The 292-nt window shown below is 65.4% G+C and carries 1 protein-coding gene; it reads left to right on the top strand.

The window, feature by feature from the left end:
- Positions 1–292, top strand: a 292-nt coding sequence (locus SB753_RS36330; RefSeq protein ID WP_410804951.1) for an ATP-binding cassette domain-containing protein, incomplete at both ends; no start/stop codon positions are given.

Raw genomic sequence — 292 nt, forward strand, 5'->3', positions numbered from 1 at the left:
GGAGCGGCTTCCGTTCCACCGATTTCACGGCCGTCGACAAGATGTCCTTCCAGGTGCCCAAGGGCTCCACGATGGCCATCGTCGGCGAATCCGGTTCCGGCAAGTCGACCGCCGCCAAGATGCTGCTGCGTCTGGAGACGAAGACGTCGGGCTCGATCCTCGTGAACGGTCGGGACACCGACACGCTCTCACGGCCCGAGCTGCAGGCACTGCGTCGCGAGATGCAGCCGGTCTTCCAGGACCCGTATTCGTCGCTCGACCCTCGCCAGCGCATCGACCGGATCATCGGCGA

Origin of the sequence: Paraburkholderia sp. SIMBA_053 (genome assembly GCF_046534895.1) — a bacterium.
In the GTDB taxonomy this organism is placed as follows: Bacteria; Pseudomonadota; Gammaproteobacteria; order Burkholderiales; family Burkholderiaceae; genus Paraburkholderia; species Paraburkholderia caledonica.